The sequence below is a fragment of the Orbaceae bacterium lpD04 genome (assembly GCA_036251935.1).
In the GTDB taxonomy this organism is placed as follows: domain Bacteria; phylum Pseudomonadota; class Gammaproteobacteria; order Enterobacterales; family Orbaceae; genus Orbus; species Orbus wheelerorum.
Map to the genome: position 1 here is coordinate 2,225,600 of CP133967.1, position 12,781 is coordinate 2,238,380.

Below are 12,781 nucleotides of genomic sequence, written 5' to 3' on the forward strand. Positions count from 1 at the left end.
ATGGACTTATCTATTTTATCAATTGTATTGGTCATATTTGTTGCTTTTCTTGCGGGTATGGAAGGCATTTTGGATCAATTCCAATTTCATCAACCCCTAGTTGCTTGTTCTCTAATTGGCTTAGTTACTGGCAACCTTGAAGCGGGTGTTGTACTTGGCGGAACGTTACAGATGATAGCACTTGGCTGGGCAAATATAGGCGCAGCAGTCGCACCCGATGCAGCCCTTGCATCTGTTGCTTCGGCAATTATCCTTGTTTTAGGCGGTCAAGGCATAGCGGGTGTACCAACTGCAATTGCTGTTGCGATCCCACTTGCGGTCGCTGGATTATTCTTAACGATGATAGTGCGTACGCTTGCAGTACCAATTGTACATATGATGGATTCAGCTGCTGAAAAAGGCAATATTAAACAGATCGAAGTATTACAAATACTTGCTATTTGCATGCAAGGATTACGTATTGCTATTCCAGCCACAGCATTAATCTTTATCCCTGCAAACGTTGTACAAAGTGCATTAAACGCAATGCCTGAATGGTTAACAACGGGCATGGCTATCGGCGGTGGTATGGTTGTTGCAGTTGGTTATGCAATGGTTATTAATATGATGGCGAATAAAGAAGTATGGCCATTTTTTATCATTGGTTTTGTCGTTGCTGCAATTTCACAGCTAACACTTATTGCACTTGGTGCTTTAGGTATCGCACTTGCCTTAATTTATTTAAATCTTTCTGAACGTGGTAACTCATCTGGTGGCAGCAATACTGGTGATTCACTTGATGATATTTTAAACGATTACTAAGGACAGGGAAAATAAAATGGAAAAGAGAATTCAATTAACTAAAAAAGATCGTCTATCTGTCGCTTGGCGTTCAACCTTTCTACAAGGTTCTTGGAACTATGAACGAATGCAAAATGGGGGTTGGGTCTATTCAATGATCCCAGCTATCAAAAAATTATATCAAACTCAAGAAGATCGCGCAGCAGCGTTAAAGCGCCACTTAGAGTTTTTTAATACCCATCCTTACATAGCCTCACCTGTACTAGGTGTAACCTTAGCACTAGAAGAAGAACGTGCTAATGGTGCACCAGTAGATGATGTTGCAATTCAAGGGGTAAAAGTCGGTATGATGGGCCCACTTGCCGGTGTTGGCGATCCAGTATTTTGGTTCACAGTAAGACCAATGCTTGGTGCACTCGGAGCATCACTTGCAATAAGTGGTAATATTATGGGGCCAATCTTATTCTTTGTATTATGGAATATTATTCGTTGGAGCTTTATGTGGTATACCCAAGAATTTGGCTACCGTACAGGTTCTAAAATTACCGATAATTTATCGGGTGGGTTGCTACAAAAAATTACTAAAGGTGCATCTATTCTAGGTATGTTTGTGCTTGCAGCTTTGGTACAAAGGTGGGTATCGATTAATTTCAAACCCATCGTATCAACGGTAAATTTAGATAAAGGCGCCTTTATTGACTGGAGTTCATTACCGCTTGGAAGTGAAGGAATAAAACAAGCGTTAATCCAAGCACAAAGTGGATTATCTTTAACGCAAGAAAAAATCACCTCACTACAAAATAACTTAGATCAGCTTATTCCGGGCCTAGTTCCGTTATTATTGACTTTCTTTTGTATGTGGTTACTACGTAAAAAAGTATCACCAATTGCGATTATTATTGGCTTATTTGTTGTCGGTATTGCTGGGCACTTAATCGGTCTATTATAACAATTGAGATTGTTGCACAAAGCCTAGTTTATCTAGGCTTTATTATTTCAAATAAAGTACGTTATTGATATATCCAAGTGAAATCAAGAAGCTTGATTTTTTAGTTTTAACTTTAGCGTTGTTATAAAGCAGCGTGATTAGAGGCTTCGTGTCTCACTTCCGTTTTAAACGGAGTCCTGAGAACCCACAGTTTCTGATTTTCAGCGCTATTTTCGAGCATCTTCATTGGTCACGAGTATATACTTAAAAGTAATACATAAAAGAGAGAATCGTTAGTTATGGTGCAATCATTAAATACAAAAATTGATCTAACTATCAAAGGTACAGCCTTTATGGGACTATCTGAATATGGTGAAATTATGATTGGTGATAAAGCATTTGAATTTTATCATACACAAGATCATCGTAAATATATTCAAATTCCATGGGATGAAGTCGATTATGTTATAGCCTCGGTATTATTTAACGGTAGATGGATCCCTCGTTATTCAATTCAAACCAAACGTAACGGCACATTTACTTTTGCATCGAAAGAACCCAAAAAAGTGTTACGCGCAATTAGAGTCTATATTGACGGCAAAAAAATGGTAAAATCGCTTGGTTTTTTTGATGTGATTAAGCGCGCTTTCAGAAGAAAAAAGCCTAAGGCATAGCTGAAATTTATTCTAACTTTTTAATAATTATGAATAAGGAAATAATATGAATAACACGATGTGGAAATTAGCTAACGTTATAAAAGATTATGATTGGGGTACTAAAACAGCACTATTTGAATTATTTAATATTGCCAATACAAATAATAAGCCTCAAGCAGAGATCTGGATGGGTGTTCATCCATCAGGTATATCAACCGCGATTGACGCACAAGGAAAGCAGATAAAATTAGATCAACTTATCGCAAAAAATCCAGTTCAAATTCTTGGTGAAAAAACCAATAACGCGTACCACACTCTCCCTTATTTATTTAAAGTATTATCGGCACAAGAGCCTTTATCTATTCAAGTTCACCCTGAACTATCCAAAGCAAAGCAAGGTTATGAGAAAGAGAATCAACTTGGCATTGCGCTTGATTCACCTAAACGAAATTATAAAGATCCTAACCATAAACCTGAGCTAGTCTATGCTTTAACGCCTTATTGGGCAATGAATGGTTTTCGGCCTATAACTGAAATTATATCGCTATTTACCTCACTTGATATAAAAACGATAAAACCAGAGGTAAATGCATTAACAAATAACCAAACAGATGATGGTTTAAGAACGTTCTTTGCCGATTTACTAACACTTGATAGCACTAGAAAAAAACAAGCACTATTAGAATTTAAGTCAAAAATTGAATCCCTAAATCACCTCCCTTTTAATATTATTAAAGAGATAGCAAAAAGTTTCCCCGATGATATTGGCCTATTTTCAGCATTAATTTTAAATGTTATTGAACTACAACCCGGCGAAGCAATGTTCTTAAAAGCGCAAACACCACATGCTTACTTAAAAGGTACTGGACTTGAAATTATGGCAAGTTCAGACAATGTATTACGAGCAGGCCTAACATCAAAATATATTGATATAAATGAATTACTTGATAATACCATCTTTCATAGTATTGCTATCGAGCAATTACGCACGCCACCAGTTATTCAAAATAATAAGATTGACTTCCCTGTACCAATTAATGATTTTGCTTTTGAAATTCTTAATAGTAATGAGCAGTTACAAACTGAAAAAACACAGAGCGCTGAAATTATTTTTTGTATTGAAGGCGAAATAACACTATCGACAGTGACAGAGCGTTTTACGATAAAAGCAGGTGAATCGGTATTTATTGCTTATTGTGCGGGTTCATTTACCTATCAAGGCTTAGGTAAACTTGCAAGGGCGTTTAATAAATAAAAAAAAACCAGCCGAAGCTGGGAAAGTAATAATAATGATGAAAAATAAAATCAACTCATACTAACACCTATTAGATGGGTTTAAAATGACAAAAAAATGACAAGATTGTCATTTTTTTAGTTTCAAAAAACTGAAATATTAGCAAATTATTTAAACGCTAAAATACACAAATAAACAAGAAAATAGCTTAGAAAAAATCGGTTTTATTAACGTACAAATAAGATATAAGCAGTATGGATTGTCCAAGCTAAAGCTAATCCATAGGTTAATAATTTGCCTCGCCTAGGGTGAATATTAAAATCATGTAACATATGTAAAATACGATGTAAGCCATACCAAATAGGTAAACTAATCATAAAAAATAAGAATAATTTACCCGTAAACATTGTCATCAATTTTAAAATATAACTTCGCGTTGCAGCGTCACCAAAAGGAATAATAAAAGCAGTAATAATGATAATAGCTGGTGCAAAAATTGCAGCCCACATTCCACCAACGTTAAATAATCCCAAAAATAAACGCTCATTTGACCGCTTTAGTTGTTTTTGTTTGTTTTCCACTTTCAGCCTCTATTTAAAATAACCAAAAACAAGCAATAATAATGCCGTTGATACAACAATGGTCAGTAACCACAATCCACTAGTAATCAATAGTGCCGGCAATTTTTTTCCTGATAACCGGGTATTGGTAGCTTTTGGCACAATATTAAACCATATAATTGAATGGCGTAATGCCGCCATCAACGCAAGTACATTAAGAACAATTACGACGGGATGTTGTAGAAAGAAAATAAAACGATAAAATTCATCTCGTCCCATTTCATTTGTATGGGCGCAAATAACGCCATACATAAGCACAATACTAATCCATAACATAAAAAATGATGTTGATGCACGTGCAATATAACATAAATAATAACGTGATCTTAGCCAGCAATTATTTGGCATATCAGTCAAATTCGGCTTACGATATGATTTATCGGATTGATTTATCTTCATTTAATTACTCATCTATTAAAAACTACTCATGTACATCACCAAATACCATTGTCTAGATCAGTTCTGGCTGCTCGGTGCCACTACCGGCTAGCTAGATTATAACGCATCACTGGCGCAATAGCTGTATTTACGATAAATATTTGATTTAACGAAAATTGCAGGCAAGCTATATCACAAAAGTGACCTTTCATACACTGACTCAATTTTGAGTACTTAGCGATAAAACGGATATTTGTTTATCATATAAGATTTAATCACTTCAAGGCTTTGCATAAAATGCGTCATATCAATCACTAAATTACGTTTGATGGCAAAATGAGCTAAAAAGCGAATAGTTATATTTCAGTTATCACCACCCTTAAATGTTTTACAAATTCATTTGGGCTATTTTTTATTATTAATCACACGAACTATAAGCTGCGATACCAAAAGAATAGACTCAATTAATAGATGATTTAATTTTAGCTAAAATAAGCTATCTATGATTATTTTATATTATGATTTAGGCTCAATTATAAGAAAAAATCTTGAGCATTAAAAAGTGACTCATTTTATATTATACTGTCTCACTACCGCGATTTAATAAGTTGAAACTTTTTGTACAGCAAAGGATAAATATTATGCAACAATTACAAACAATCATCGAGGCTGCATTTGAGCGTCGAGCTGAAATTACGCCAACTAACGTTGACACAGTAACTCGTGATGCAATCAATCAATCAATAAATTTGTTAGATTGTGGAAAAATGCGTGTTGCAGAAAAAATTAACGGCGACTGGGTAACACATCAGTGGTTAAAAAAAGCAGTGCTATTATCATTTCGTATCAATGAAAATCAGTTAATTGATGGTGGTGAAACCAACTATTATGACAAAGTACCACTAAAATTTGCTGATTATGATGAAGCACGGTTTAAAGAAGAAGGATTTCGTGTTGTGCCATCAGCTATTGCTCGTAAAGGCGCTTATGTCGCGCGTAATACGGTGTTGATGCCATCATACGTAAATATCGGCGCCTACGTTGATGAAGGCACAATGGTCGATACTTGGGTAACGGTTGGTTCATGTGCTCAAATTGGTAAAAATGTTCACTTGTCAGGCGGTGTTGGAATTGGCGGCGTACTTGAGCCATTACAAGCAAATCCAACCATCATTGAAGATAACTGTTTTATTGGCGCACGCAGTGAAATTGTCGAAGGCGTTATAGTTGAAGAAGGCTCTGTTATTTCAATGGGCGTTTTTATCGGTCAAAGTACTAAAATTTATGACAGAGCAACTGGCGAAGTATTTTATGGTCGTGTTCCTGCTGGCTCAGTTGTTGTATCGGGAAATTTACCATCTAAAGATGGTTCATATAGCTTATATTGCGCCGTTATTGTTAAAAAAGTCGATGCCAAAACTCGTGGTAAAGTTGGTATTAACGAACTACTTCGTACTATTGATTAATCTTGCTCTTATCGCCATACTATATGGCGATAATTATTTAACAGGAAAAAATCATATGCCTTCTTTTGATATTGTATCAGAAATTGATATACCTGAAGTTCGTAATGGTGTCGAAAATGCAACGAGAGAATTAACGACACGTTGGGATTTTCGTAATGTGCCGGCTTCATTTGAACTAAACGAAAAAAATGAAACCATTAAAGTATCAAGCGAATCAGACTTTCAAGTCCAACAATTACTTGATATTTTACGCGATAAATTAGCTAAACGCGGCATTGATGGCGGCGCATTAGAAATTCCAGAAGAGTTAGATCATAGTGGTAAAACCTATTCGACGACAGTAAAACTCAAACAAGGGATTGATAAAGAGCTAGCTAAAAAACTAATTAAGCTAATCAAAGACAGTAAATTAAAAGTACAAGCGCAAGTGCAAGGCGAGCAAGTTCGTGTTACAGCTAAAGCGCGCGATGATTTACAAGCAACTATTGCATTAGTAAAAGGTGCTGATCTAGAACAACCTTTTCAGTTTAATAATTTTCGTGATTAACACGTATATTTAATCGTTTCAAAAAATGGTCATGGCATACGTTAGTTATTGCTGTGGCCTTTTTTATTAATCAGTTATAATTATTCATAGCATAATCAATTTTCTGCCATTAAGAGCTGGATATACCATGAAACGTATTAGGAAGCTGCGTATGTTTATCATAATAATTATACTCTTTATTTTAGCATCATTAATTGCAGTCTATAGTTTCGGTCACTTTGCCCGGCAAGCCAAAGGCGATGCAAGCTACGCTTTAAAAATACAAAAAGATCAAACAAAATTAGATCGGATCCTTGGTTATCAATCAGCATTGCATCCAAATCAAAGTAGCCTACTTTTAATTCCTAGTAACTTAGATGCATTTGCAATTCGAGCAATAAGTGCGCGTGATGCGGGCCGAAGTTTGGATCTACAATACTATATTTGGCATGATGATTTAACCGGCCAATTACTTGGGCTAGAGCTACTTGATGCCGCTGATCGTGGCGTTAGGGTTAGAATTATTTTAGATGATATGAATGCTTATAGTCGTAGTAGTTTACTTGCAACACTAGGTTTACATCCTAATATCAGTATCCGAATGTTCAATCCAACAAGAGCACGTAATAATAGCTTAATTCGGGGTATTGAAATGATACTGCGAATATTTAGTATTAATAGGCGAATGCATAATAAATCGTGGATCGCGGATGGTAGAATGGCTATTGTTGGCGGTCGTAACATTGGTAATGAATATTTTGGCGCGGCTGATAATCGAAATTTTTTTGATGCCGATTTACTTATTGGCGGCGAGGCAGTAAAAGAGACTGAAACCATTTTTGATGATTTTTGGAATAGTGATGCCGTTATTCCAATTGAAGCATTAGTAACAGCCAAGGCTAACTCATTAAATGAGTTACGCCAAAAAATTCAATTAAAACGTCAAAATATCGCAGCCCTTCCTTACCTTAAAAAATTACAAGATGCCCCTAATGTTAAATCATTATTTAAAGGTGAATTAAATGAGCAAGGTTGGCAAGTTCATTGGACAAACCAAGTACATGTTTATTCAGATCCTGCAACCAAAGCTTTTGGCAACGATCAAGATAAGTGGCTTTTTCATCATATAAAGCCTGTACTTGAAAATGCATCGGCAAAGATAAGCCTTATTTCGCCTTATTTTGTACCTGGTAAAGCTGGCGTTAATAAATTCTCAATGCTGCATCGACAAGGAATCGATATTGATATTTTAACCAATTCACTTGCTGCAAATGACGTAATTATGGCGCATAGTGGTTATGCCCCCTACCGCAAAGAACTACTGCAAAATGGTATCAAACTTTATGAATTAAAACCATTTGGTAAAACAGAACGTAGTTTAATTGGTTCAAGTGATGCAAGTTTACATACAAAGGCTTTTTTAGTCGATAATACCATCGGCTTTGTTGGCTCATTTAATTTTGATCCGAGATCAGCAAATCTTAATACTGAAATGGGGATTATTTTTATAGAGCCATCAATTGTTAAAGCACTACAAAATGAGTTTAATATGAAAATCAGTCATGATTTTAGCTATCAAGTTGTCTTAATAGATGATAAGTTGCGTTGGCTTGATGAGAATGAGCAAAACGAACCTATCACATGGAGTAATGATCCGCAAAGCAAATGGTGGCAAAGAACAATCGCTACACTAGCGAGTTACTTACCCATCGAATCACAACTATAAAATATAGATAGATTTTAGAAAAAGGGTAACACTTAGTTACCCTTATAATATTAATTAGTTTTTATAACCGTTAGCATCAAGCCATCTGCTGCAATCACTTCAACTTGCTGACCAATAGCAAGATCTTCGTCACAATTAGCCGACCATGTACCATCTTTAATTTTGACGCGCCCATAACCATTTTTAATAGGCTCAACAACCACGGTTTTAATACCAATCAGCTCTTTTTGTGGCTGATTTAAGGTACCTTTTCCAGCTTTATCACTACCCTGTTTTTTTAGCCATAACCACCAAATGTAAGCGGTGGCCAAGGTAAATATAGCAAACAAAAGCCATAAAATTGGCCATGACAGTGGAATTATCCATGCAATCACGCCAACGATAAAAGCTGAGATCCCACTCCATAAAGAATAACCAGCAGTGCCAAGTAATTCAATAATAAGCAAAATCCCGCCCAGAGCGATAAAAATCCAGTGGGGATTGGAATGTATTACTGATAAAAATTCAGTCATCACGATCCTCTAATTTACTCAATTATTTTTTAGTATTATTAATTAATTCGGTAATACCACCAATACTGCCCATTAAGCTCGTTGCATCAAGAGGCATCATAATAACTTTACTATTTTCAGCAGAGCCAATTTGTTTCAGTGCATCAGTATATTTTTGTGCAACAAAATAATTAATGGCATTAATATTACCTGCAGCTATCGCATCAGATACCATCTGAGTAGCTTTAGCTTCCGCTTCAGCGGCACGTTCGCGCGCTTCTGCTTGTAAGAACGCCGCTTGTCTCTCACCTTCAGCTTTTAAGATTTCTGATTGCTTTTCACCTTCAGAGCGAAGAATTGCCGCTTGACGCACACCCTCAGCTTCTAAAACTTCAGCTCGTTTGTTACGCTCAGCTTTCATCTGTGCGTTCATGGCAGCAATAAGCTCGGTTGGTGGACGAACATCACGAATTTCAATACGCGTTATCTTAACGCCCCATGGGCTTGTTGCTTCATCAACAATACCTAATAAGCGAGTATTAATGTGATCACGTTGTGATAACATCTCATCAAGTTCCATCGCCCCTAAAACGGTACGAATATTTGTCATCATTAGATTTAAAACCGCACGCTCAAGTTGATTAACTTGGTAAGCAGCTCTTGCCGCGTCTTGAACTTGGATAAAGCAAACCGCATCAATTTGCACATTGGCATTATCTTTCGAAATCACTTCTTGTGATGGAATATCTAATACTTGTTCCATCATATTAATTTTACGCCCGATACTATCCATATAAGGGATAATAATATTTAAGCCCGGCTCTAATGTATGGGTATATTTACCAAAGCGCTCAATGGTATATTGAAAGCCTTGAGGAACAACTGTAATCGCTTTAAATACAGTAATTAATGCTAGTAACACTAAAACTATAATAACAATAAAAAATATAGACATATTAATTCTCTTAATTATTTTAGTCGTGAATAGGAGGCATTATTTTATGTGTTATTGGGTTAATTTCATAGCATTTATATTAGCTAAAATAAAATTTTATTAACTTACGTCAATGATTAGCAATAATGAATAATTAAGTAAATGAAAAATATAGCTAAAATAGCACAAGATTTTAATAAATAACCTATTAATATAATCAACAAAGTTAATAGAAAAAATTAACTAATGTAATACAATAACTAGCAACAATGTCTAATCGTGTTAGACTGACCAACAAATTTATATCTATCAGGCCATAAGCTAAATAGTAGGAGTTGATAATGAATAGTAAACATGCACGTTTAATGATTTTAGGATCTGGGCCAGCAGGCTATACCGCTGCAATTTATGCAGCTAGAGCTAATTTAAACCCAGTATTAATTACGGGTATGCAAGAAGGCGGTCAATTAACGACCACAACTGAAATTGAAAACTGGCCATCGGCAACAATAGAACTTACTGGCCCTGAATTAATGGTTAAAATGCGCGAGCATGCAGAGCGTTTTGAAACAGAAATGATTTTTGATCAAATTGAACGTGTCGATTTTAGCCAAAAACCATTTAAGCTTTATGGTGGTGAAACACTTTATACTTGCGATGCGCTAATTATTGCAACTGGCGCTAGCGCGCAGTATTTAGGCTTACCCTCAGAAGATGCGTTTAAAGGTAAAGGTGTGTCGGCTTGTGCAACTTGCGATGGATTTTTTTATCGCAACCAAAAAGTTGCGGTTGTTGGTGGAGGTAATACTGCTGTTGAAGAAGCGTTATATTTAGCTAATATTGCCAGCCAAGTTCACTTAATTCATCGCCGTGATGAATTTAGAGCTGAAAAAATTCTTATAAAACGCCTGATGGACAAAGTTGCGGAAGGCAAAATCATTTTACATACTCATCAAATTCTTGATGAAGTATTAGGTGATCAAATGGGTGTAAACGGTGTTCGCTTACGTAGCACACAAGATCAGCAAAAAACACAGCAAATCGACGTCATGGGCGTGTTTATTGCAATAGGTCATAAGCCTAATACGGCTATTTTTGGCGACCAACTTGAACTTGATAATGGCTATATTAAAGTAAAATCAGGCTTACAAGGTAATGCCACACAAACCAGTATTGAAGGGATTTTTGCCGCAGGTGATGTAATGGATCACAATTACCGTCAAGCAATTACATCAGCAGGAACAGGCTGCATGGCTGCGCTTGATGCAGAACATTACCTTGATAATGTCCCGTATTAATAATTTAAAATAATGTAAAAAATATTATGTCATCATCGTTAGATAAACAGCGTCAAAAACAATTATTAAGTTGGTTAAAAGTACAAACCAAGCAACATAAAAAAATATTACGCAGTTCTGTTTTAATGGGTTTTATGTCAGCTATTTGTATTGTTGCCCAGGCAGTATTACTGGCCTTAATACTGCAAAATTTAATCATTGTTAAAAGTGATTTTATTGCTGTTATCTCCTATTTTATCGGATTAATGGCCGTATTTGTTATGCGAGCCTTACTCACATACTTACGTGAAAAAATTAATTTTGTGTTGGGTAAATCTTTACGACAAAGCATTCGCAGGCAGCTTATCGATAAAATTGAACAAGTCGGCCCACCCGCTATTAGCCAATATACAAGTGGAGGCTTAAGTACACTATTAATTGAGCAAATCGAAGATCTGCAAGATTTTTACGCTCGCTACTTGCCTCAAATGCGCTTGGCAACAATGATCCCAGTACTTGTTTTAATCGTGGTATTGCCTTTTAACTGGGCTGCTGCATTAATTTTATTTTGTACCGCGCCATTAATTCCAATTTTTATGATTTTAGTCGGCATGGGCGCTGCCGACGTAAACCGTAAAAATTTTAAAGCATTGGCGTATTTGAGTGGTCACTTTCTCGATAGAATTAAAGGGTTATCAACCATCCGACTATTTAATCAGGGAAAAAATCAGACTAATGCTATTCATCATGCTGCTGAAGATTTTCGCATTAAGACGATGAGTGTGCTAAAAATGGCATTTTTATCATCAGCGGTATTAGAGTTTTTTACCTCCATTTCGATTGCGGTCGTTGCAGTATATTTTGGTTTTTCTTATTTAGGTGAAATTCATTTTGGATCTTATAGTGGCACGGTAACGCTATTTGCTGGTTTTTTTGCGCTCATTTTAGCCCCAGAGTTTTTTCAGCCGTTAAGAGATTTAGGAACTTATTATCACGCAAAAGCTCAAGCAATTGCCGCGGCTGACAATATCGAAACATTTTTAGCAAAACTAACTACCGATGTGATTAAGCAGCCACAGATTGATACAGTAAAAATTGATAAAATTGACACGATAATTGCTCAAGACTTAGTTATCTTATCGCCAGATAATCAAGCCATTGTTGGCCCTTTAAACTTCAGCCTTACAGCACCTTTTAACATTGCCTTAATGGGAGCGAGTGGCGAAGGAAAAAGCTCACTATTAAACCTATTACTTGGCTTTTTACCTTATACCGGTTCACTTAAAATTAATCAGGTAGAATTTAATACCCTTGATCTTACTGCGTGGCGAGAGCAACTTAGTTGGTTGGGTCAAAATCCATATCTACTTAATGATTCAATTCGCAATAATATTCTACTTGCCAATCAAAATGCCAGTGAAGATAATCTAAATGATGCCATAAATAATGCTCAATTAACTGATTTTATTAAGCAATTACCTAATGGCATTGATACTCAAATAGGCGAAGATGCCGTTAGATTATCGGTTGGCCAAGCACAACGAATCGCCATTGCAAGGGCGCTGTTAAAGCCCTGCAAATTATTATTACTCGATGAACCAACAGCCAGTTTAGATAAACAAACCGCGAGGGAAATTGAAGCTATTTTGGCAAAAAATTACCATACTTGTAATATCATAACCGTCATTCACCATATCAGCGAAGTCATGTCATTTGATCAAATTTGGCAACTTAGTGATCAGCAGATCCATATTGATAAATAGGA

The 12,781-nt window shown here is 36.0% G+C and carries 13 protein-coding genes; 9 read left to right on the top strand and 4 right to left on the bottom strand.

Features of this window, described 5'->3' with window-relative positions; all coding sequences use genetic code 11:
• The 4 genes from RHO14_09860 to manA all read left to right on the top strand — a co-directional run bounded on the left by RHO14_09860 (position 1) and on the right by manA (position 3,619).
• On the top strand, positions 1-801 hold the full coding sequence (locus tag RHO14_09860; GenBank protein WVD70656.1) for a PTS mannose/fructose/sorbose transporter subunit IIC: 801 nt from the start codon (positions 1-3) through the stop codon (positions 799-801).
• A 16-nt stretch (positions 802-817) separates the two neighbouring features.
• Positions 818-1,729, top strand: coding sequence for a PTS system mannose/fructose/sorbose family transporter subunit IID (locus tag RHO14_09865; GenBank protein WVD70657.1), 912 nt, complete (start codon positions 818-820; stop codon positions 1,727-1,729).
• A 278-nt stretch (positions 1,730-2,007) separates the two neighbouring features.
• A complete protein-coding gene (locus RHO14_09870; GenBank protein ID WVD70658.1) occupies positions 2,008-2,382 on the top strand; it encodes a DUF956 family protein in 375 nt (124 codons plus the stop codon).
• 46 nt (positions 2,383-2,428) lie between these two features.
• Positions 2,429-3,619 (top strand): mannose-6-phosphate isomerase, class I, encoded by a 1,191-nt coding sequence (manA, locus tag RHO14_09875; GenBank protein WVD70659.1) that lies wholly within the window; start codon positions 2,429-2,431, stop codon positions 3,617-3,619.
• 206 nt (positions 3,620-3,825) lie between these two features.
• On the opposite strand, the gene frdD is transcribed toward manA, so the two are convergent.
• Together frdD and RHO14_09885 are read right to left on the bottom strand one after the other, a co-directional pair.
• Positions 3,826-4,179, bottom strand: a complete 354-nt coding sequence (gene frdD / locus RHO14_09880; GenBank protein ID WVD70660.1) for a fumarate reductase subunit FrdD — start codon at positions 4,177-4,179, stop codon at positions 3,826-3,828.
• A gap of 9 nt (positions 4,180-4,188) precedes the next feature.
• Positions 4,189-4,617 (bottom strand): hypothetical protein, encoded by a 429-nt coding sequence (locus RHO14_09885; GenBank protein ID WVD70661.1) that lies wholly within the window; start codon positions 4,615-4,617, stop codon positions 4,189-4,191.
• Positions 4,618-5,237: 620 nt separating this feature from the next.
• Between RHO14_09885 and dapD the strand changes: the two genes are divergently transcribed.
• The 3 genes from dapD to RHO14_09900 all read left to right on the top strand — a co-directional run bounded on the left by dapD (position 5,238) and on the right by RHO14_09900 (position 8,314).
• On the top strand, positions 5,238-6,062 hold the full coding sequence (gene dapD / locus RHO14_09890; protein ID WVD70662.1) for a 2,3,4,5-tetrahydropyridine-2,6-dicarboxylate N-succinyltransferase: 825 nt from the start codon (positions 5,238-5,240) through the stop codon (positions 6,060-6,062).
• 55 nt (positions 6,063-6,117) lie between these two features.
• The gene (locus RHO14_09895; protein ID WVD70663.1) at positions 6,118-6,609 is read left to right on the top strand and encodes a YajQ family cyclic di-GMP-binding protein; all 492 of its coding nucleotides are present in this window, start codon (positions 6,118-6,120) and stop codon (positions 6,607-6,609) included.
• Between the two features lie 151 nt (positions 6,610-6,760).
• On the top strand, positions 6,761-8,314 hold the full coding sequence (locus RHO14_09900; protein WVD70664.1) for a phospholipase D family protein: 1,554 nt from the start codon (positions 6,761-6,763) through the stop codon (positions 8,312-8,314).
• A 50-nt stretch (positions 8,315-8,364) separates the two neighbouring features.
• Here the strand turns inward: RHO14_09900 and RHO14_09905 are convergent, their stop codons facing one another.
• Both RHO14_09905 and RHO14_09910 read right to left on the bottom strand, forming a co-directional pair.
• Positions 8,365-8,826 (bottom strand): NfeD family protein, encoded by a 462-nt coding sequence (locus RHO14_09905; GenBank protein ID WVD70665.1) that lies wholly within the window; start codon positions 8,824-8,826, stop codon positions 8,365-8,367.
• 22 nt (positions 8,827-8,848) lie between these two features.
• Complete coding sequence (locus RHO14_09910) at positions 8,849-9,760, bottom strand: SPFH domain-containing protein (GenBank protein WVD70666.1); 912 nt, start codon at positions 9,758-9,760, stop codon at positions 8,849-8,851.
• A 320-nt stretch (positions 9,761-10,080) separates the two neighbouring features.
• Here RHO14_09910 and trxB point away from each other — a divergent pair, with 320 nt between their 5' ends.
• Both trxB and cydD read left to right on the top strand, forming a co-directional pair.
• Complete coding sequence (gene trxB, locus RHO14_09915; GenBank protein WVD70667.1) at positions 10,081-11,037, top strand: thioredoxin-disulfide reductase; 957 nt, start codon at positions 10,081-10,083, stop codon at positions 11,035-11,037.
• Between the two features lie 26 nt (positions 11,038-11,063).
• Positions 11,064-12,779 (top strand): cysteine/glutathione ABC transporter permease/ATP-binding protein CydD, encoded by a 1,716-nt coding sequence (cydD, locus tag RHO14_09920; protein ID WVD70668.1) that lies wholly within the window; start codon positions 11,064-11,066, stop codon positions 12,777-12,779.
• Positions 12,780-12,781: the final 2 nt, after the last annotated feature.